The 18,876-nt window shown below is 67.1% G+C and carries 18 protein-coding genes; 9 read left to right on the top strand and 9 right to left on the bottom strand.

Annotated features, from left to right (window positions below; translation table 11 throughout):
* The coding region (locus HZI36_RS20455) for a porin (RefSeq protein ID WP_179404488.1) at positions 1–836 on the bottom strand (836 nt) is incomplete at its 3' end.
* Between the two features lie 60 nt (positions 837–896).
* On the opposite strand from HZI36_RS20455, the gene HZI36_RS20460 reads away from it, so the two are divergent.
* A complete protein-coding gene (locus HZI36_RS20460; protein WP_179404489.1) occupies positions 897–1,175 on the top strand; it encodes a hypothetical protein in 279 nt (92 codons plus the stop codon).
* On the opposite strand, the gene HZI36_RS20465 is transcribed toward HZI36_RS20460, so the two are convergent.
* The 5 genes from HZI36_RS20465 to HZI36_RS20485 all read right to left on the bottom strand — a co-directional run bounded on the left by HZI36_RS20465 (position 1,135) and on the right by HZI36_RS20485 (position 5,654).
* The gene (locus HZI36_RS20465; protein ID WP_179404490.1) at positions 1,135–2,301 is read right to left on the bottom strand and encodes an ABC transporter substrate-binding protein; all 1,167 of its coding nucleotides are present in this window, start codon (positions 2,299–2,301) and stop codon (positions 1,135–1,137) included. The genes HZI36_RS20460 and HZI36_RS20465 overlap by 41 nt on opposite strands.
* Positions 2,302–2,371: 70 nt before the next feature.
* The gene (locus HZI36_RS20470; protein ID WP_179404491.1) at positions 2,372–3,079 is read right to left on the bottom strand and encodes an ABC transporter ATP-binding protein; all 708 of its coding nucleotides are present in this window, start codon (positions 3,077–3,079) and stop codon (positions 2,372–2,374) included.
* Positions 3,063–3,830, bottom strand: coding sequence for an ABC transporter ATP-binding protein (locus HZI36_RS20475; RefSeq protein ID WP_179404492.1), 768 nt, complete (start codon positions 3,828–3,830; stop codon positions 3,063–3,065). Before HZI36_RS20475 ends, HZI36_RS20470 begins: the two co-directional genes overlap by 17 nt.
* Positions 3,823–4,821 (bottom strand): branched-chain amino acid ABC transporter permease, encoded by a 999-nt coding sequence (locus tag HZI36_RS20480; RefSeq protein WP_179404493.1) that lies wholly within the window; start codon positions 4,819–4,821, stop codon positions 3,823–3,825. Before HZI36_RS20480 ends, HZI36_RS20475 begins: the two co-directional genes overlap by 8 nt.
* The gene (locus HZI36_RS20485) at positions 4,818–5,654 is read right to left on the bottom strand and encodes a branched-chain amino acid ABC transporter permease (RefSeq protein WP_218884133.1); all 837 of its coding nucleotides are present in this window, start codon (positions 5,652–5,654) and stop codon (positions 4,818–4,820) included. The genes HZI36_RS20480 and HZI36_RS20485 overlap by 4 nt, the downstream gene beginning before the upstream one ends.
* 392 nt (positions 5,655–6,046) lie before the next feature.
* Here HZI36_RS20485 and HZI36_RS20490 point away from each other — a divergent pair, with 392 nt between their 5' ends.
* A complete protein-coding gene (locus HZI36_RS20490) occupies positions 6,047–6,502 on the top strand; it encodes a MaoC family dehydratase (protein WP_179404495.1) in 456 nt (151 codons plus the stop codon).
* An 85-nt stretch (positions 6,503–6,587) separates the two neighbouring features.
* The gene (locus HZI36_RS20495) at positions 6,588–7,370 is read left to right on the top strand and encodes an SDR family NAD(P)-dependent oxidoreductase (protein WP_179404496.1); all 783 of its coding nucleotides are present in this window, start codon (positions 6,588–6,590) and stop codon (positions 7,368–7,370) included.
* Between the two features lie 92 nt (positions 7,371–7,462).
* On the opposite strand, the gene HZI36_RS20500 is transcribed toward HZI36_RS20495, so the two are convergent.
* The 3 genes from HZI36_RS20500 to HZI36_RS20510 form a co-directional block, all read right to left on the bottom strand.
* Positions 7,463–8,953, bottom strand: coding sequence for an aldehyde dehydrogenase family protein (locus tag HZI36_RS20500; protein WP_179404497.1), 1,491 nt, complete (start codon positions 8,951–8,953; stop codon positions 7,463–7,465).
* Between the two features lie 25 nt (positions 8,954–8,978).
* A complete protein-coding gene (gene speB / locus HZI36_RS20505; protein WP_179404498.1) occupies positions 8,979–9,929 on the bottom strand; it encodes an agmatinase in 951 nt (316 codons plus the stop codon).
* 139 nt (positions 9,930–10,068) lie between these two features.
* Positions 10,069–10,908, bottom strand: a complete 840-nt coding sequence (locus HZI36_RS20510) for a helix-turn-helix transcriptional regulator (RefSeq protein WP_179404499.1) — start codon at positions 10,906–10,908, stop codon at positions 10,069–10,071.
* Positions 10,909–11,112: 204 nt separating this feature from the next.
* Between HZI36_RS20510 and HZI36_RS20515 the strand changes: the two genes are divergently transcribed.
* The 6 genes from HZI36_RS20515 to HZI36_RS20540 all read left to right on the top strand — a co-directional run bounded on the left by HZI36_RS20515 (position 11,113) and on the right by HZI36_RS20540 (position 18,807).
* The gene (locus HZI36_RS20515; protein WP_179404500.1) at positions 11,113–11,457 is read left to right on the top strand and encodes a cupin domain-containing protein; all 345 of its coding nucleotides are present in this window, start codon (positions 11,113–11,115) and stop codon (positions 11,455–11,457) included.
* A 106-nt stretch (positions 11,458–11,563) separates the two neighbouring features.
* Positions 11,564–13,279: an amidohydrolase gene (locus HZI36_RS20520; protein WP_179404501.1), complete on the top strand. Its 1,716-nt coding sequence runs from the start codon at positions 11,564–11,566 to the stop codon at positions 13,277–13,279.
* Between the two features lie 10 nt (positions 13,280–13,289).
* Positions 13,290–14,735, top strand: a complete 1,446-nt coding sequence (locus HZI36_RS20525; RefSeq protein WP_179404556.1) for an NAD(P)/FAD-dependent oxidoreductase — start codon at positions 13,290–13,292, stop codon at positions 14,733–14,735.
* Positions 14,736–14,855: 120 nt separating this feature from the next.
* On the top strand, positions 14,856–15,773 hold the full coding sequence (locus tag HZI36_RS20530) for a LysR family transcriptional regulator (protein ID WP_179404502.1): 918 nt from the start codon (positions 14,856–14,858) through the stop codon (positions 15,771–15,773).
* A gap of 315 nt (positions 15,774–16,088) precedes the next feature.
* Complete coding sequence (locus HZI36_RS20535; RefSeq protein ID WP_246327154.1) at positions 16,089–17,183, top strand: polyamine ABC transporter substrate-binding protein; 1,095 nt, start codon at positions 16,089–16,091, stop codon at positions 17,181–17,183.
* A gap of 94 nt (positions 17,184–17,277) precedes the next feature.
* Positions 17,278–18,807 carry a DUF3138 family protein gene (locus HZI36_RS20540; protein ID WP_179404504.1) on the top strand — a complete coding sequence of 510 codons (1,530 nt, stop codon included), beginning with the start codon at positions 17,278–17,280 and terminating at the stop codon, positions 18,805–18,807.
* The last annotated feature ends 69 nt before the right edge of the window (positions 18,808–18,876 follow it).

Consider the following 18,876-nt stretch of genomic DNA (forward strand, 5'->3'; position numbering starts at 1 on the left):
TAGTCGACGCCGCCGGAGATCACGCGGTTGTCGAAGGAGCCTGCGACCTTGTAGAGGGTGTAGGCGGCTTTGACGGTGAACTTGTCGAAGTGATAGCTGGCGCCGATGTTGCGGCCGGCGAAGGCGATGGTGCTGGGGAACGGAATGGTGGCGGCGGAGCCGCCGGCATTGCCGCTGTACATGGCGGCGCTGACGAGCAGGCCGCTGAAGTGATAGGTGAGGGCGCCGGAATACTGTCGTCCGGCCTGGAAGTTGCCTGCGGAGCCGCCGAGCGCGAACATGGCGCGGCCCTGGAAGCCGGCGATGTCGGGCGACGTGTACATGACGGAGTTCGGGTTGAACAGGCCGGTGACGATGACGTTGTCGACGTAGTTGATGAGGCCGCTGCCGAACTGCTTGAGGTCGCGTGAATCGGTGGCGAAGACGGACATCAGGAATGGGGAGAACTGGAGACCGGCGGTGACGGTACCGAAGCCGCCGTTGATGCCGACCCACGCTTGGCGGCCGAAGAAGTTGCCGTTGGAGTTGGCGAAGCCGCCGTTGCCGATGTTGATGCCGCTTTCGAGGTTGAAGATGGCGCTGAGCCCGCCGCCGAGGTCCTCGGAGCCGCGCAGGCCGAAGCGGGTGGCGTTCTGTCCGGCGGTCTGGAACGAGAACTGCCGGCCGGCATTGGATCCGTCGGGGGCCTGAGTCTTGCTGGTGTAGAGGAGGGAAGCGTCGGCGATGCCGTAGAGGGTGACGCTGCTCTGCGCGTGGGCGGCGGGAATGGCGGCGAATGCGCAGGCGCCGGCGGCGGCATATTGAATGGCTCGAATGGCGGACTTCTTCTTCGTCATGACAGGCGTCTCCTTTGCTTATTGGATGTGAATCGATGGAGTAAAGCCGGGATTCGATCGATGGCGGTGCGGACCGACACCGTTCGCGTCGAGGTGAAACGATCGCTGAAGCGTTGCATGTTCGTCGCCGCGCGGCAATGCTCCAAATCCGCAGCGTTGCCGCACAGCAACGTCGATGTGCGTGCAACGTTCAATGCGCATCCGCATGCGGCACATCACCTTGCGCGGCCATGCGGCCATGCGGCGCGCGTCCGGGTCCCGGACTGCGCGCTGCGCATCGATGCGGATGCCGATACGGTTATTTCGCCGCGGTTTGCGTGCTGCCGTCGAGCGTCTTGATCTGGCCGCCCTCGACGACCGCGACCGGAATGCGGCCGATCATCAGCCCGCCGTGCGCGTCGACGCCCGCGAGCGCATGCGGATTGTTCGTCGGCGGCAGCGACTTGATCGCCTTGTCGAACGCGTTGCGGATCGCGGTGGCATCGGTCGTCGTGCCGGCGATCTTCATCGCGGCCACGGTTGCCCAGACGGCCGTGTAGTTCAGCGACGCTTCCTGCGACGGCGCGCGGCCGTCGTGCGACTTGCGGAAGCGCTCGACGAACGCCTTCGTTTCCGGCGACGGATCCTCGACCACCGGCATGATGCCGATCGAGCCGTCGAGCGGGCTGTAGCCGCCGGCGATCTTCGCGACCTCGTCGAGCTTCGCCTGATCCATCACGATGAAGCCGCCCTTGAAGCCGAGTTCGCGCGCCTGCTTGATGATGAGGCCGGTCGGCTCCGACGGGCCGCCGACGAACATCACGTCCGGCTTCGACGCGATCACGCGGCTCACGCCGCTGTAGAAGTCGGTCGCGCGGTTATACGACATCGCGTTGTCGGCGACGATCGTGCCGCCCGCCGCCTGCCACGCGGGCTTGAACGCGGCGGTCCATGCCTTGCCGTAGTCGGTGTCGGTGTTCGCGATCGCGACTTTCTTCCCGTACTTGCCCATTTCGTACTTGATGAACGGGCTCATGTACGACGTGAACTCCGGCGGGATGCGCAGCGTCAGCGGGTTGTTGCGCGCGCTGATCTGCGGCGTGCTCGAATACGCGAGCAGCAGCAGCTTCTGCTGCACGTTGATCGTCTGCACCGCGTAGATGCCGCCCGAATGCGGGACCAGCACGACCGGCGTCTTCGATTCCTGCACGAGGCGGCGCGCGTTGATCGCGGATTCGCTCGGGTTGTACTGGTCGTCGAGCGCGACGACGTTGATCTTGTATTTCTTGCCGCCGACGTCGAAGCCGGCCTGGTTGATCTCGCTCGCGGCCATCTGCATGCCTTCGAGCACTTCCTTGCCGTACTTCGCGGCGCCGCCGCTCAGCGGCCCCGAGTAGCCGATGTTGACCGTTTCCTGCGCGGCGACCGGGCCGGCCGCGACGAGCGCGGCGGCAACGAGCGGAAGGGACCAGCGTTTGACTGCCATACGTCATCTCCTAGCGTGTTTTTGTCAGGAACCCGGCCGGGGCGCGAACCGCCCGGCGCGGGCGGGAACTTCAGCCGCCGACGTACGCGCGCCGCACCGCCTTGTTGCCGGCGAGGCTCTCGTACGTGCCTTCGAGGACGATGCGTCCGCCCTCGACGACATACGCGCGATCGCAGATCTTCAGCGCCGCGTGCGCATTCTGCTCGGCGAGCAGCACCGTCGTGCCCGCGCGGTTGATCTGCTGGATCACTTCGAACATCTGCTTGACGACGAGCGGCGCGAGACCGAGCGACGGTTCGTCGAGCAGCAGCACGCGCGGCCGGCTCATCAGCGCGCGGCCGATCGCGACCATCTGCTGCTGCCCGCCGGACAGCGCGCCGGCCGGATCGTCCTTGCGGCCCACGAGCGTCGGAAACAGTTCGAGCACCTGATCGAGGCGCGTGCGGTTGCCGGCCTTGTCGCCGCGATGCAGATACGCGCCGAGCATCAGGTTCTTCAGCACCGACAGGCCGGGAAACAGCTTGCGCCCTTCCGGGCAGTGGATCACGCCCGCGCGCACGACGTCGGCGGGCTTCATCCCGGCCAGGTTGGCGTCCTTCAGGCGGATCTGTCCGCCGCTCACGCGGCGCAGCGCGCTCGCCGCGTTGAAGATCGAGCTCTTGCCCGCGCCGTTCGCGCCGAGCAGCACGACGAGCTCGCCTTCTTCGGCATGCAGATTGATGCCGTGCAGCGCGCGGAAGCTGCCGTAGTCGAGGCTCACGTCATTGAACGTCAGCATGTTCGCTCCCGAGGTAAGCATCGATCACCGCCTGGTTCGCGCGGATTTCCGCGGGCGTGCCCTCGGCGATCTTCTCGCCGTGGTCGAGCACCATGATGCGATCCGCGAGGCTCATGATCATGTTCATCTTGTGCTCGACGAGGCAGACCGTGATCCCGTTCTTCGCGATCTTGCGGATCAGCGTCGCGAGCCCTTCGGTCTCCTCGGGGTTCACGCCGCCGGCCGGCTCGTCGAGCAGCAGCAGCGACGGCTCGGTCGCCAGCGCGAGCGCGATCGCGACGCGCTTGCGCTCTTCCTGCGTGATGTCGCCGGCCGGGCGTTCCTCGATGTGGCCGAGGCCGACGAAGTCGAGCGCGTCGCGTGCCTTGTCGCGGCATGCGCGTTCCTCGTCCCGGAAGCGCCGCGTGCGCAGCAGCGCGTCGGCGAGCCCCGAGCGCGTGCGCAGGCGGTGCCCGACGATCAGGTTGTCGAGCACGCTCGCCTGCTCGAACAGCGCGGTCGCCTGGAACGTGCGCGCGACGCCGCGCCGCGCCATCTGGTCCGCGCGCAGGCCGGTCACGTCGTCGCCGCGCAGCCGGATCGTGCCCGACGTCGGGCGGTACATGCCGCTGATCAGGTTGAAGAACGTCGTCTTGCCGGCGCCGTTCGGGCCGATGATCGCGTTCACGCAGCCGGTTTCGATGCGGGTCGTCACGTCGCTGACCGCGAGCAGGCCGCCGAAGCGTTTGCCGAGGTTCTGGATTTCAAGCATGGCCGTCTCCGCTCGCCGTGCCGCGCACCGGTGCCGCCGACGGCGCGCGCCGCGCGTTTCGCCGCATCCGCAGGTTCAGATAGAGCCCGACGATCCCGTGCGGCAGGAAGATCAGGAGTGCGATCAGCATCGGACCGAACACGAGGAACCGGTACGACTGCATGAACTGCAGCGTCTGCGTGACCCACGGCAGCGCGAGCGCGCCGACGAGCGGGCCCGCGAGCGTGCCGATGCCGCCGACGACCATGTACATCGTCATGTCGAACGTGTGATCGATGCCAGCGAGATCGGGGCCGAGGAAGCGGACGAAGCCCGCGTAGAGGCCGCCCGCGAGGCCCGCGTAGAACGTGGAGATCAGGAACGCGAGCAGCTTGTTGCGCATCAGGTTGATGCCGAGCGACTGCGCGAGATGCTCGCTGTTGCGGATCGCGATGAACGTGCGGCCGAGCAGCGAATCGACGATGCGCCGCATCAGCCACATCCCGGCCGCGAGAAACGCGAGCGTCAGGTAGTAGAGCGGCAGCGGGTTCTCGAACGAGATCGGGCCGATCGCGGGCGGCGCCGGAATGCCGATGATGCCGACGACGCCGTGCGTGAAGTCGTCCCACTTCTCGATCACGAGGAAGATGATGTAGCCGACGCACAGCGTGAAGATCGAGAAGTAGTGGCCCTTCAGCCGCAGCGACACGATGCCGACGAGAAAGCCGAGCGCGGTCGTCACGACGCCGGCGCACGCGAACGCGATCCAGAACGGCACCTGATGGTCGACGGTCAGGATGCCGACCGTATAGGCGCCGATCGCGAGAAAGCCGCCGTGCGCGAGATTGAACTGGCCGGTGTAGCCGGTGATCAGGTTCAGGCCGACGGTCGCGAGCGCGAAGATGTACGCGGTCGACATCACGGTCAGCGAATAGTCGTTGCGGACGACGACGGGCAGCGCGACGCCGAGCGCGAACAGCGCGAGCCACGCGTGGTGGCGCAGGGTCTTCATGATGCGCGGAGCTCCTTCGAGAACAGGCCCTGCGGACGCAGCGACAGGATCGCGACGAGCAGCACGAACGCGATCAGATCCTGATAGTCGGGCGACACGTAGAATGCGCCGAAGCTCTCGGCGAGCCCGATGATGAGCCCGCCGACGACCGCGCCGGGCACGCTGCCCATCCCGCCGAGGATGATGATCACGAACGCCTTCAGGATCACGAGGTCGCCCATCGCTGGATAGACGAGGTTGATCGGCGCATAGAGCGAGGCGGCGACGGCTGCGAGCGCGCCGGAGATCGCGAACGTCGCCATCCCGACCTTCCTCGGATCGATGCCGACGAGCGACGCGCCTTCGCGGTTCTGCGCGACCGCGAGGATCGTCGCGCCCATCACGGTGCGGTGCAGGAACAGCTGCAGCGCGATCACGAGCCCGAACGCGCCCGCGATGATCAACAGGCGCTGCACCGGCGCGATCACGCCGCCCAGCTGGACGACGCCCGGATACGGCGACGAAATCCGGTGAAAGTCGGTGCCCCACAGCGCCTGCGCGCCTGCCTCGAGGAACAGCAGCAGGCCGATCGCGGCGATCATCGGCGACAGCTCGGGCGCGTTGCGCAGCGGATGGAACACGAGCCGCTCGGCAAGCACCGCGAGCGCCGCGACGCAGACGGCGGAGGCGAGCATCGCCGACCAGTAGCCGAGGCCGAGCATCGAGCTCAGGTAGAACGACGCGAACGCGCCGACCATGTAGAACGCGCCGTGCGCGAAGTTCGGGATCGCGAGGATCCCGTACACGAGGGTGAGCCCCAGCGCGACGAGGCTGTAGATGCCGCCCAGCGTCATGCCGTTGAGCAGTTGCTGCAGGAACAGATCCACCTCGATCTCCTGTACGCGGTTAATCGGTGACTGCCGTTGCGGCGATCGAACGGTCGTCTGCTGGCACGAACGTTCGATCAAATTTTAACGCGGACGTATGCTGTGATCCGCGTGTGGCCGAGGACGCATTTGGCAATGAATTCTGCTATGCAGTCACGTTAGGGAAACTACCCAATGCCCGTGTGGCGGGCAAAAGCCCGATGTGCAGCGTGAAAACCCTGATTTTTTTGGGAGAAATTCTTCGGGCGCGGGTGTTCGGTTGTGAGGGTTGAGGCGGCTTGACGAGCGTCATCCGGGTCGATAAATTCTGCAATGCAGATTTGAATTCTGAAAAACTGCACAACGCATGGAGGTCATTCTTGAGAGTCTTTGAGCAGCTTCGCGAACTTGAGGCGTGCGTCGGCCAGCCGATCGGCACGGGCGACTGGGTGACGATCGATCAGTCGCGCATCGACCGCTTCGCCGAGGTGACCGACGATCTGCAATGGATCCACATCGATCCGGCCCGCGCGGCCGACGGCCCGTTCGGCACGACCGTCGCGCACGGCTTCCTGACGCTGAGCCTGCTGCCCGCGCTGTGCGCGAGCGCGTTCCAGGTCGACGGCACGCGGATGGGCGTGAATTACGGGCTGAATCGCGTGCGCTTCCCGGCGCCGGTGCCGGCCGGCAGCCGCGTGCGCGGCGTGTGCCGGCTGCTCGCGTACGCGCCGCTCGACGGCAACGGCGCGCAGATGACGGTCGAGGTGACCGTCGAGCGTGAAGGCGCCGACAAGCCGGTCTGCGTCGCGGAGCTCGTGTCGCGCCGCTATTGCTGACACGGCGCGGCGTGGTGCCGCGTCCGGCATTCGTCATCGCGGCCGCACGCCGCGTGATCTTCACGTAATCGACAGGAGGAAGCCGATGCGCTTCAACGACAAGGTCGCGATCGTCACCGGCGCCGCCAGCGGCATCGGGCGCGCGAGCGCGCAGAGACTTTATCGCGAGGGCGCGTCCGTCGCGCTGATCGACCGCGACGCGCAGGCGCTCGCCGACGTCGCGGGCACGATGGACGCGGCGCGTGTCTGGCATCGCGGCGTCGACGTCGCGAACGAGGACGACGTCGCCGCGTGTGTCGACGAGATCGAGCGCCGCTTCGGCGCGATCGACGTGCTGTGCAACAACGCGGGGATCGCCGGCGGCGACTATTCGATCATCGCGGAAACACAGACCGACGTGTGGACGAAGATCATCGCGGTCAATCTGATGGGCGTCGTGCATTTCACCAAATGGGTGTCGCGCGGAATGATCGAGCGCCAGCGCGGCGCGATCGTCAACACCGCGTCGGTCGCGGGCGTGCGCTCGGGCGCGGGCGGGAACGCATACAGCGCGTCGAAGGCGGCGGTCATCAACTTGACGATGACGAGCGCGTGCGATCTTGGGCAGTGGGGGATTCGCGTGAACGCGGTGTGCCCGGGGCTGATCGAGACCGGGATGACCGCGCCCGTGTTCGCGCGGGCCAAGGCGCTTGGGAAGGAGGACAAGCTCGGCTCGCGCTGCGAGCTGCGGCGGGCGGGGCGGCCGGAGGAGGTCGCGGCCGCGATCGCGTTTCTCGCGAGCGACGATGCGAGTTACATCACCGGGCAGGCGCTGCCCGTCGACGGCGGGAACACCGCGTCGCTCAATTTGCCGGGGATGAAGGTTTGATCGCGTCGCGACGCGCGTAACGAAATTCGGCGGGCGACGCCGCGCATCACGCGCGGCATCGCCCGCCGAAGCGAGCGTCGCGACGACCCCGGTCAGTTCGCCTGCATCGAATGCCGCAGCTCCTGATAGCTGCGCAGCCCCGCGATCCCGAGCTCGCGCCCGATCCCGCTCAGCCCGAATCCGCCCCAGCACACCTGCGGGAAGATCAGTTGCGGCGTGTTGATCCACACGAGCCCCGCGCGCAGTTGCGCGCGATAGCGCTTCGCGGCTTCGGCGTCGCGCGTCGCGACCGTCGCGACGAGCCCGTAGCGCGTATCGTTCGCGAGCGCGATCGCTTCGTCGTCGGTGCGGAACGACTTCACGCACGCGACCGGGCCGAACACTTCGTCGGTCCACAGCACGTTGTCGGCCGCCGGCTCCGCGACGACGATGGGCGCCATGAAGAACCCTTCGCCGGCGCCTTCCGCGACGTGCCCGCTGAACGCGACCGTCGCGCCCGTATCGATCCCCTGTTGCAGCATCGCCTGCACGCGCTGACGCTGCGCATCGGAGATCAGCGGCCCCATCGCGGCCTGCGCGGCCTGAGCGACCTCGGGCGGCGCGACGACGAGCCCGCGCACCGCCGATTCGAACGCGGCCATGAAGCTGCGGTACACGCTGTCGTGCACGAGAATCCGCGCGGTCGCCGAGCACATCTGCCCCGCGTTCGTGAACGCGCCGCCGACCGCGAGCGCGACCGCCTCGTCGACGTCCGCGTCCTCGCGCACGACGAGCGCCGACTTGCCGCCGAGCTCGAGCGTCACGCGCTTCATGTCGTCGGCGGCCGTGCGCATCACTTTCTTGCCGGCCGCGGTGCTGCCCGTGAACGAAATCTTGTCGACGAGCGGATGCGCGGTCAGCGCCGCGCCGACGTCCGCGCCGCCGTTCACGACGTTCACGACGCCGGCCGGCACGCCGGCCTTCTCGATCAGGTCGATGAGCGCATGCTCGGTCGGCGACGTCAGCTCCGACGGCTTCAGCACGACCGTGCAGCCTGCCGCGAGCGCGGGCGCGAGCTTCCACGCGGTCGTCACCATCGGGAAATTCCACGGCATGATCAGCGCCGCGACGCCGACCGCATCGTAGAAGCGCACGGCCTTCGCCGCATCGCCGGGCAGCGCGATCGGTTCGTCCGCGAACGCGGCGCCGTCCGCGCACAGCTGCGCGTAGTACGCGAACGTCGTCGCGACGTCGCCCGCGTCGGTCTCGGCCTCGATCGGCGGCTTGCCGCTCACGCGCATCTGCAGCGCGGCGAGCGCGTCGCGCTCGGCCTCGACGAGCTCGGCGATCCGCGCGAGCACGCGGCCGCGCTCGGCCGGCGTCGTGTCGCGCCATGCGCCGAGCGCGCGATGCGCGGCACGCACCGCGCTGTCGACGTGCGCGGCCGACGCGCTTTCCTGCCAGCCGATCGTCTCGCCGGTCGACGCGTTGAAGATCGGCGTGCCGGCGTCGTCCGCATGCGCGCGAATGCGTTCGCCGGCGATGCGCGCGGCGGGCAGCACGATCATGTCGTCGCCGGTCCGGCGAATGGGAAGCGTGGACATCGGTGTCTCCTCGTGTATGCGACGGTTAGCGGTAGTTCACGCCCGGCAGCACGCAGAGCATCTCGAACGCGAGGTTCGCGCCGACGAGCGCCGTCGTGCCGGCCTGGTCGTACGGCGGCGACACCTCGACGAGATCCGCACCGACGATGTTCAGGCCCTTCATCCCGCGGATGATCTCGATCCCCTGCTGGACGGTCAGCCCGCCGATTTCCGGCGTGCCGGTGCCGGGCGCGAACGCCGGGTCGAGGCCGTCGATGTCGAAGCTCAGATAGACCGGCGTGTCGCCGACGCGCTCGCGCACCTGCGCCATCAGCGGCACGAGCGACTTGTGCCAGCATTCCTCCGCCTGCACGACGGTGAAGCCCTGCTCGCGGCACCAGTCGAAGTCGTTCGCGTGATAGCCGGTCGCGCGCAGGCCGATCTGCGTGACCTTGTCGCACTGCAGCAGGCCGTCCTCGACCGCGCGGCGGAACGGCGTGCCGTGCGCGATCTTCTCGCCGAACATCGTGTCGTTGACGTCCGCGTGCGCGTCGACGTGCACGACCGCGACCTTGCCGTACTTCTTGTGGATCGCGCGCAGGATCGGCCACGCGATCGTGTGGTCGCCGCCGAGCGTGATCGGACGGCAGCCGTTCGCGACGATCTTGTCGTACGCGTCCTCGATCAGGCGCATTGAGTCCTTCAGGTCGAACGGGTTGGTCGCGACGTCGCCGATGTCGGCGACCTGCAGCGAGTCGAACGGCGCCGCGCGCGTCGCCATGTTGTACGGGCGGATCAGCACGGATTCGGAACGGATCTGGCGCGGCCCGAAGCGCGCGCCCGAGCGGTTCGACGTGCCGATGTCGAGCGGCACGCCGACGAAGCACACGTCGAGCCCGTCCGTCGTGTCGGCCTGCGGCAGCCGCATCATCGTGGCGATGCCGCCGAAGCGCGGCATCGCGTTGCCGCCCATCGGTTGATTGAATTCGCGATTCATGGGTCTGCCTCCGGTGCTCGATTGATATGGATCGGCCGATGGTAGTGGAGATCGCGACTGCGAAGATTTGCGAAGTTGCGACGTTTACATCGACCGGAATCAATGCAAAGCCGGCATTCGCGTCGAAGAACGGCGGGGTTTACCAGGGTTGCGCGACCGCGCACGCCCACGCGAGCAGTTCGCGCTTCGTGCGCACGCCGAGCTTGCCGAACGCGCGTTTCACGTACGACTCCGCCGACGTCAGGCGCACGCCGAGGATGCCGGCGGTTTCCGGCACCGTCTTGCCCGCGAGCAGATGCTTGCAGGTTTCGTACTCGCGATTCGACAGACGAATACGGCTCGCGTCGATCCGCGCGTCGAACGCCGCGAGCGGCGCGGCGTCGGCGCCCGGGTGCGCGACGCGCTTCGCGGCCGCCATCGACGCGTGCAGCTCGAGCAGCGGGAACAGCAGGTCGCCGACATTGCGCAGCCGCGCGAGCTCCGCGAGCGAGAACGGCGGCAGCCGCCGCCCGCGCACGAGCGCGATCGAGTACTGCGCGTGGTGCGTGCCTTTCGCGAGCACGCATTCGTGCGTGATGTCGGCGACGTCGAAGATCCGCTCGCGGAATTCGTCCGGCGGCAGCGCGTCGACGTCGCGCAGCACGATCTGCGTGCCGAGCGCGCCGCGCAGGCTCGAGAACAGCGGGTCGCTCGCCTGGAAGCTGTCGTAGTAGAGCGACATCACGTCCGCGACGTCGGACGCGGGGAAGCCGTCGCCGGCGCTGCCGAACCATTCGCTGCGATAGCCGGCCGGCGCCGTGCCGTCGACGCGCGTGCGCTCGACGTGCGCGACGTCGAGCGGCACCACGTCGTGCAGCAGCGCGCTGAGCCGCTGCACGAAATGCGGCGTGCCGACCGTGCCGATCACGCCGCCGAGCGCCTCGAACGACACGCCGCGATGATCGTCGTCGCGGCTCGACAGGCCGACACCCAGCGACATGTCGTTCCCCTGAACATAAAACGCGCAACCTACCCGAAGCGGCTTCGCCTCGTCACTAGGGGAAAACGCGCGCATCCCGCGAAACCGCGCCGCGCTGGCGTGCCGGCATGCCGCGTGCGCGTTGCCCCCCCCGGCAGGGGGCATACCCGGGCGTGCCGAATGATTACCTTTGCAACACTTTCATCAATTGACGAGTTGAAACACATGAGCAAGCTGATCAAGGACATCGCGCCGCTGGGCGCAGGCGTGGGTGAATTCACGAAGCTCGACTTCGGCATGGACGAGAGCGACTGGCGCGCGGCCGAAGGCAAGAGCCGCAACTACATCGTCGGCTGGTGGGAAGGGAAGGTCGGCTCGGTCGAGTTCCCCGAGACCGCCGCCGACGAAGCCGTGTGGATCGTCGAAGGCCGGATCGCGCTGACCGACGTCGAAGGCAACCGCAAGGAATTCGGCGCGGGCGAAGGCTATCTGCTGCCGGCAGGCTTCGCGGGCCGCTGGGAAACGATCGCCGACGCGAAGAAGTTCTACGTGCTGCTCGAGCAGTCGTAATCCCGCCTCGCGGCAGTCGCCCCCTCCGCCGCGCTGCCGCCCCCAGGGCGGCGCGCCGGCGGTAGCTCCTTCGTACTCCTTTCGGTTCTCCGCCTCGAAGTCCATCATGAGTCTCCCAGCAGAACATTCCGCCGTGCCCGCCGACGTCGTCTTCACGAACGCGAAGGTCTACACTGTCGATCCGCATCGGCCGTGGGCCAGCGCGCTCGCGGTGCGCGACGACCGGATCGTGTTCGTCGGCGACGCGCTCGCCGCCCAGCGCCACATCGGCGAGCGCACGCGCGTCGTCGACGCCGGCGGCCGGCTGATGCTGCCCGGCTTCGTCGAATCGCACTGGCATTTCTCGAGCACCGCGTTCGCGTCGCAGGCGTTCGTGAACTTCGAGGATCCCGAGCTCGTGCTTGCCGAGCTGCGCCGCTACGTCGCGACGCATCCGGACGACAAGAGCATCATCGGGATGGGCTGGGTGCAGGCCGCGATGCCGCCCGAGCTGCTGTGCCGACAGACGCTCGACGCGATCTGCGCGGATCGCCCGGTGTGCCTGCTGTCGACCGACTTCCACACGATGTGGACGAATTCGAAGGCGCTCGAGGTCGGCGCAATCGCCGCGAGCACGCCGCCCGTCGAGGAAGGCGCGAGCTGGTTCGACAAGGATCCGGTCACCGGCGAGCCGAACGGCATCATCGTCGACGGCGCCGCGTATTCGCTGCTGATGCGCAGGCTGTCGGCGGCCGGCTATCTGCCGCCGTGGGACGCGCTCTATTACGACTCGTTCGTGAAGTGGCAGGAGAAGCTCGTCGCCGCGGGCATCACGACCGTGTTCGACGCGGGCTTCCTCGATCCGAGCGGCGATCAGACGTACCTGTACGAAACGCTGCAGCGGATGGAGCGCGACAGCGTGCTGAAGCTGAAGGTCGTCGGCAGCTACGTCGGAAGGATGAGCGCGGACGATCCGGTCGACACGATCGTGGCGTATCGCGAGCGCTATCGCTCGCCGCTCGTGAAGGCGCGCACGCTGAAGCTGTTCCTCGACGGCACCGAGCTGAATCACACCGCGTATCTGCTCGAACCGTATGCGGACCGTCCGCATCACTGCGGCGAGCCGAACATGCCGCTCGACGATTTCAACCGCCTCGTGCTCGCGGCCGATCGCGCGGGTGTCGACGTGATGGTTCACTGCGTCGGCGACGCCGCGGTGCGCCGCGCGCTCGACGCATTCGAGCGCGTGAACGACGAGAACCCGCCGCGCGACCGTCGCCACGTGATCACGCATGCGTTTCTGACGGATCCGGCCGACATTCCGCGCTTCCGTCGCCTCGGCGTGCTCGCGAACACGCAGCTGCAGTGGGGCGTCGTCGACACGTACACGACGCAGATCCGCGAGTACTACGGCGACGAGCGCTGGAACCGGATGTACAAGTTCCGCACGTTCATCGAGGAGGGCGTGACGGTGTCGATCGGGATGGACGGCCTCGCATGCCAGTGCCGCTGCCAGCATCGCCCGGTCGAGCACATCGAGTCGGGCTACACGCGGCAGCTCGCGGGCGAGCCGGATGCGCCGGTGTTTCCGGACGTCGCGGAGCGGCTGAGCATTCCGCAGCTGATCGCCGCGTACACGATCTACGGCGCCTATCAGCTCGGGATGGAGCACGAGATCGGCTCGCTCACGCTCGGCAAGCGCGCGGACCTGATCGTGCTCGAGCGCGACCTGTTCGAGGTCGGCAAGCACGAGATCGGCAAGGTGGACGTTGCGTTGACGATGATGAACGGTCGGGTCACGCATGCGCAGGGTGAGTTTTCCGGGATGAAGAATCATGGCTGAGGTCTTGGAGATGAAGAAGCACACCGCATCGTTCGCGCCTGAGCGGACGGCGGGCAACGGGCCCGTGACGCTGAGCGTCGAAGAGGCGCTCGCGAACACGAAGCTCTTTCCGTACTGGCTCGACAATCCGGCCGAGCCGCCGATCGAGCCGGAGCTCGTCGGCGACGTGAGCGCCGACCTGCTGATCGTCGGCGGCGGCTTCACCGGCCTGTGGTCGGCCGTGCAGGCGAAGGAGCAGATGCCGCATCTGAACGTCGTGCTGATCGAAGCCGGCAAGGTCGCGCACGGCGCGTCCGGGCGCGCGGGCGGGATCATCTCGACGTCGGTGATGCACGGGCTGCCGAACGCGGTGCGCGTGTTCCCGAACGACATCGACGAGCTCGAGCGGTTCGGCCACAAGAACCTCGACGGTTTCGAGGAAACGCTGACGCGCTACGGGATCGACGCCGACGTCGAATGGAACGGCGAGATGACGGTCGCGGTCGATCCGGACCACCTCGACCATCTGCGCGGCGACTACGATCTGCACAAGAGCCACGGTCACAACGTCGTGCTGCTGAATCGCGAGGACACGCTCGAGCAACTGAACTCGCCGCTGTTCGCGGGCGCGCTGTGGTCGCGCAACCGCAGCGGGATCGTGCATCCGGCGAAGCTCGCGTGGGGGCTCAAGCGCGCGGCGCTGCAGCTCGGCGTGCGGCTCTACGAGAAATCGCCGCTCGTGACGGTGACCGACGAAGGCGACACCGTGTTCGTGAAGACGCCGAAGGGCAGCGTGCGCGCCGCGCGCGTGATGTTCGGCAGCGGCACCGCGAAAGTCGGGATTCCCGACATCAATCGCCGCGTGATGCAGGTGCGCGATCACGTGCTCGCGACCGAGCCGCTGACCGACGAGCAGCTCGCGCGGATCGGCTGGAAGAATCGCCAGGGTATCTACGACACGCGCACGCAGCTCAACTATTTCCGGCTGACGAAGAACAACAACATCATCTTCGGCGGGCTCGTCAGCTACCACTTCGACGGCGAATCGAATCCGTACCAGGACAGCCGGCGCGAGACCTACCACCGGCTCGCGCAGGCGTTCTACCGGACCTTTCCGCAACTGTCCGACGTGCGCTTCTCACACGCGTGGGGCGGCCCGATCGACTACTGCTCGCGCGGCTCGGTGTTCGCGAAGCGCTATCTCGGCGGCAAGGCGGTGTTCGTCGCCGGCTACACGGGCTTCGGCGTCGCGGCGAGCCGGTTCGGCGCGTTCATGGGCCTGAACATCCTGTTCGACCGCGACAGCCCCGAGCGCAAGCTCGACGTCGCGAACCAGAGCCCGACCTACATCCCGCCGGAGCCGTTCCGCTGGATCGGCGCGAAGATCACGTTCCACGCGTTCGACGGCGCCGACGCGGAAGGCGGCTGGAAGCGCGCGTGGATCAACGGATTGAAGCGCATGGGCTTCCCGATGTGAGTGGTGCGGCGGCCGATGGCGGCGCGCGCCGGGGTTCGTTATCATCGGCGACGGCAGCCGGCGCGCATGGGCGCGCCGGCGCCGCTCGTCAACGCATAGGCGCCGCGGCAGGGCAGTAGCATGTTCTCGAATACGACCGATCTCGATCTCCGACTCATCCGGGTGTTCCTCGCCGTCGTCGACGCGCGCGGCATCACCGCGGCCGAAGCGACGCTGGGCGTGCGGCAGTCGACGATCAGCACGCAGTTGTCCGCGCTCGAGGCGCGCGTCGGCTTCAAGCTGTGCGAGCGCGGGCGCGGCGGCTTTCGCCTGACCTCGAAGGGCGAGCGCTTCGCGGCGACCGCGCGCACGCTGGTGGCCGCGACGTCCGAGTTCGTCGCGCGCGTGCGCGACATCGACCGCAAGCTCGTCGGCACGCTGTCGATCGGCCTGATCGGCCAGGCGCCGCTCGTCGAGAACGCGCGCGTGGCCGAGGCGATCGGCGCGTTCCGCAAGCGCGACCAGGCGGTGCGGTTCTCGATGAAGGTGTCGTCGCCGCAGGAGCTCGAGGAAAGCCTCGTCAACAACCAGCTCGATCTCGCGATCGGCTACTTCTGGCATCGCGTGCCGGGGCTCGTCTATACGCAGCTCTTCACCGAGGAGCAGGTGATCTACTGCGGGCGCGGGCATCCGCTCTTTCACGGCACGCGGCCGGTGACGGCCGCCGACCTGCAGGCGCACGACTGGGTGTGGCGCACGTATCCGGTGCCCGAGGAGCAGTGCCCGCTGACCGAGCGGCAGGTCACCGCGATCGCCGACAGCATCGAGGCCGCAACGATCCTGATCCTGTCCGGCGGCCATCTCGGCTATCTGCCCGCGCATCACGCGGAGCCGTTCGAGCAGCGCGGGCTCGTCCGCGCGCTCGGCCGCAAGACGTTCAGCTTCGACGTGCCGCTGCATCTCGCGATGAAGCGCAGCGCGGCCGAGAAGCCGATCGTGCAGGCGTTCTGCCAGGATCTGCTCGGCGCGTTCAGCATCAAGCCCGGCACGCGCGATTGACGCGCGCCGCGCGGGTCAATCGCGCGTCGGCGCGGATGCCTTCGCGCGGGCCGGCGCGCAAGCGTTTGCGCGGGCCGTCGCGCGCCGGATTGGTGCGCGTTTCTTTCGATTTCCTTATGGTTTCCCTGGGGGCAAATTCGCGACCGCACGGACGTTGCGTCCGTCCTGGTCGAGATTGCGGCATGCCCCCCTTTCGGGAGGGCAGACCGGCCTTTTTCCTCTAGGTACATTTTTCCCGACGGACTCGCATCGTTCGCGCAGAACGGGACATAAATGGTGGAGGAGAGACAAATGGCTGGGGTTTGGAACAAACGCATGAAGACGGTTTGCGCGGCGCTCGCGCTCGGCGGGATCGCGTCGTTCGGCATGCCGTCGGCACACGCGGCGGATGAGACGGTCAACGTCTACAACTGGGGCAACTCGATCGGCAAGGACACGATCGCGAACTTCGAGAAGGCGACCGGCATCAAGGTCTCCTATCAGGAGTTCGATTCGAACGAAACGCTGCAGGCGAAGCTGCTGTCCGGCAGCTCGGGCTATGACGTCGTGGTGCCGTCCGACATCTTCTGGGCGAAGCAGATCCAGGCCGGCATCTTCCAGAAGATCGACAAGTCGAAGGTGCCGAACTACGGGCTGCTCGATCCGGATCTGATGCGGATGATCGCGAAGAACGATCCGGGCAACCAGTACGGCATTCCGTGGTCGTGGGGCACCGACGGGATCGGGTTCAACGTCGAGAAGGTGAAGGCCGCGCTCGGCAACGACGCGCCGACGAACAGCTGGGCGCTGCTGCTCGATCCGAAGTACGCGGCGAAGCTGAAGGGCTGCGGGATCTCGGTGCTCGATTCGCCGGTCGACGCGTTCGGCGTGGCGCTCCTCTACCTGAAGAAAGATCCGAACAGCACGACCCCGGCCGACTATCAGGCTGCGTACGAAGTGCTGAAGGGCATCCGCCCGTACATCACGCAGTTCAACTCGAGCAGCTACATCAACGACCTCGCCGGCGGCGACATCTGTGTCGCGCTCGGCTGGTCCGGCGACGTGAACTCCGCACGGATCGCCGCCGAGAAGGCACATCGCTCGTATCACATCAAGTACTCGATCCCGGTCGAGAACACCGCGATCTGGTTCGACATGATGGCTATCCCGAAGGATGCGCCGCATCCGGACAACGCGCTCAAGTTCATCAACTTCGTGATCTCGGCGAAGGAAAGCGCGAGCCTGACGAACGACACGTCGTATCCGTCCGCCGTGCCGAGCTCGAAGCCGATGGTCCGCCCCGAGGTGCTCGGCGATCCGGCCGTGTTCCCGTCGACCGAAACGATTCACAAGCTCGTCACCGCCAAGCCGATTCCGGCCGAGCTGACGCGCCTGATGAACCGCCTCTGGGCGAAGCTGAAGACCGAGTAAGCGCGCCTTTTTCAGCCTTTTCAGCCCTATCGCACGTGTCCCGCCCCGGTTGGGGGGTGGGCGGGGCACGCTCATCCCTGACGATCGACACACCATGAAAATCAAACACGTTACCGCGATGTGCGTGCTCGCGTTCGAAGCCGCGACGGCCTTCGCGCAGGCAGCGCCGCAATCGGAATCGGCCCGCATTCAGGCGCTTCAGGCCCAGTTGAACGCACTGCAGGCGCAGTTCAACGCATTGAAGAAGAGCATGGCCGCCGCGCCGGCGGCCGCACCGGCGGCCACCGCCACCGCCGCTGCCGACGAGAACGCCGTGCCGCCGATGACGACCGAAGAAATGCAGGAGATGCGCCAGCAGGTCGCGAACACCCAGCTGAAGGTCGATTCGCTGACGGACGCCGCGACCACCGGCCCGATCGCCGGCCTGAGCATCACCGGCTACATCGATCCGTATTACCTGTACAACCGCGATCAGCATTCGGGCGGCTTCCAGTTCCTGAACCACGAGCCGGGCGCGTACGACTACTTCAACAGCACGATCGGCGACGTCTATCTCGACATCAAGAAGACGTTCGGCGTCGGCCCGATGGCGCCGGCCGCGGAAATCATCATTCAGCCGAACCGCGGCGTCGGCAGCTCGCTGACGAACGAGCACGGCGGCTTCGGCAACAACATCATCACGCAGGCGGACGTGACCGTGCCGCTGTCGTCGACGAAGACGTTCGAGGCCGGCCTGATGCCGAGCCTTGCCGGCTACGAGCTGACGGCATCGAACCAGATGCTGACGCTCACGCACGGGCTGCTGTACGACTTCAGCGAGCCGGCCAGCTCGATCGGCGTCGGCCTGAAGGGCTCGGACGCGGCGTACACGCAGTTCTGGCAGGTGTTCCTCGGCAACGAGCAGCTCCACACCGCCGGCGCGATCGCGAACGCGGCGAACAACACGACGAAGAGCAACTGGACGCCGACGCTGAGCGCGCGTTACGACAACGCGAAGTACACCGCGTGGGATCTCGGCGTGTCCGGCAGCATCGGCCGGCAGTCGCTGTTCTCGCCGTGCCCGGCCGGCGGCTACGGCTATCAGTGCAACGGCTCGTCGCCGACCGGCCTCTTCACGTACGTCGAATCGGACGTTACGTATACGCATGACAAGACTCAGTTCAACGCGCAGGTCGACTACGGCCAGCTGCAGAAGGGCGCATGGAACGGCGGCACCGCGCGGTGGTACGGGATGTCGCTGCTCGGCCATACCAAGTGGACGACGTCGTGGATCGGCCGGATGGGCGCGACGCTGCGCCTGGATTACCTGAACGACACCGCGAACGGCGGCGGCGGCTCGGGCATCCTGTACGGCCTGTCGGGCGGCAATGCGGCGGTGAACGGCTCGAGCGGCTTCGGCGTCGATCCGTCGTGCTTCGCGAACTCGTCGACGAACGGCACCGAGTGCAAGGGCGCGCAGCGCTACGCGATCACCGCGGACCTGCTGTTCTATCCGACGCAGCAGATCACGGTCAAGCTCGAGTATCGCCACGATGCCGCGAATCATCCGGTGTTCCTGAAGAACAACGGCTCCTATTCGCGCAGCAACGACATCGCCGCGGCTCAGTTCATCTACGCGTTCTAACGGGTTTCACCAAGCGAGCTTTGTTGCGGCCTTGGGCGTTCGGTGGGGCGCCCTCCGGTCTTGCGACAG

Source organism: Burkholderia guangdongensis, from assembly GCF_013403875.1.
In the GTDB taxonomy this organism is placed as follows: domain Bacteria; phylum Pseudomonadota; class Gammaproteobacteria; order Burkholderiales; family Burkholderiaceae; genus Burkholderia; species Burkholderia guangdongensis.

What these genes read in the sequence shown, in the direction of transcription:
- HZI36_RS20520 (WP_179404501.1), top strand. Translation starts at nt 11,564, where the DNA reads ATGAGTCTCCCAGCAGAACATTCCGCCGTGCCCGCCGACGTCGTCTTC.
- HZI36_RS20540 (WP_179404504.1), top strand. Translation starts at nt 17,278, where the DNA reads ATGAAAATCAAACACGTTACCGCGATGTGCGTGCTCGCGTTCGAAGCC.
- HZI36_RS20485 (WP_218884133.1), bottom strand. Translation starts at nt 5,654, where the DNA reads ATGACGCTGGGCGGCATCTACAGCCTCGTCGCGCTGGGGCTCACCCTC.
- HZI36_RS20495 (WP_179404496.1), top strand. Translation starts at nt 6,588, where the DNA reads ATGCGCTTCAACGACAAGGTCGCGATCGTCACCGGCGCCGCCAGCGGC.
- HZI36_RS20465 (WP_179404490.1), bottom strand. Translation starts at nt 2,301, where the DNA reads ATGGCAGTCAAACGCTGGTCCCTTCCGCTCGTTGCCGCCGCGCTCGTC.
- HZI36_RS20460 (WP_179404489.1), top strand. Translation starts at nt 897, where the DNA reads ATGGCGGTGCGGACCGACACCGTTCGCGTCGAGGTGAAACGATCGCTG.
- HZI36_RS20535 (WP_246327154.1), top strand. Translation starts at nt 16,089, where the DNA reads ATGAAGACGGTTTGCGCGGCGCTCGCGCTCGGCGGGATCGCGTCGTTC.
- HZI36_RS20530 (WP_179404502.1), top strand. Translation starts at nt 14,856, where the DNA reads ATGTTCTCGAATACGACCGATCTCGATCTCCGACTCATCCGGGTGTTC.
- HZI36_RS20515 (WP_179404500.1), top strand. Translation starts at nt 11,113, where the DNA reads ATGAGCAAGCTGATCAAGGACATCGCGCCGCTGGGCGCAGGCGTGGGT.
- HZI36_RS20470 (WP_179404491.1), bottom strand. Translation starts at nt 3,079, where the DNA reads ATGCTGACGTTCAATGACGTGAGCCTCGACTACGGCAGCTTCCGCGCG.
- HZI36_RS20500 (WP_179404497.1), bottom strand. Translation starts at nt 8,953, where the DNA reads ATGTCCACGCTTCCCATTCGCCGGACCGGCGACGACATGATCGTGCTG.
- HZI36_RS20510 (WP_179404499.1), bottom strand. Translation starts at nt 10,908, where the DNA reads ATGTCGCTGGGTGTCGGCCTGTCGAGCCGCGACGACGATCATCGCGGC.
- HZI36_RS20475 (WP_179404492.1), bottom strand. Translation starts at nt 3,830, where the DNA reads ATGCTTGAAATCCAGAACCTCGGCAAACGCTTCGGCGGCCTGCTCGCG.
- HZI36_RS20480 (WP_179404493.1), bottom strand. Translation starts at nt 4,821, where the DNA reads ATGAAGACCCTGCGCCACCACGCGTGGCTCGCGCTGTTCGCGCTCGGC.
- speB (WP_179404498.1), bottom strand. Translation starts at nt 9,929, where the DNA reads ATGAATCGCGAATTCAATCAACCGATGGGCGGCAACGCGATGCCGCGC.
- HZI36_RS20525 (WP_179404556.1), top strand. Translation starts at nt 13,290, where the DNA reads ATGAAGAAGCACACCGCATCGTTCGCGCCTGAGCGGACGGCGGGCAAC.